Annotated in this window: 1 protein-coding gene; it reads left to right on the top strand. The window is 39.7% G+C overall.

The features are described from left to right. Nucleotides 1–349, top strand: a 349-nt coding sequence (locus HC175_RS19915; RefSeq protein ID WP_168139824.1) for a DUF4402 domain-containing protein, incomplete at its 5' end; no start/stop codon positions are given. Nucleotides 350–395 lie beyond the last annotated feature (46 nt).

Here is a 395-nt window from a genome sequence, read left to right on the forward strand (position 1 = left end):
TAAGACAGTTGAGGGTGGAATCGTTGAAATTCCAACAGACGGAGGAAACCGAATAATTTCAGATGCTATGGATATTACTTCAGATCCAGCGACTGCTGCAACATTCACGGTTACTGCTGAAGAGAATACTACCTATAGTGTTTCAATTGCACAGCTAATTTTAAAAAATGCAACTGATGAAACCAAAACTATGACAGTTGATTTCACTCATAGTTTAAGTCCTGATAGTAATGTTTCAAGTGGTAACACAGCTGCATCTTTTGTAGTGGGAGGTAAACTTAACGTAGGTGGAAACCAAACTGAAGGAAGTTATTCAGGAACTGCTACAGTTACTGTCTCTTACGAATAATCACCTAAAAGAATTCCTAAAACGCCGCCCGCTGTGGCGGCGTTTT

Source organism: Salinimicrobium oceani, assembly GCF_012037645.1.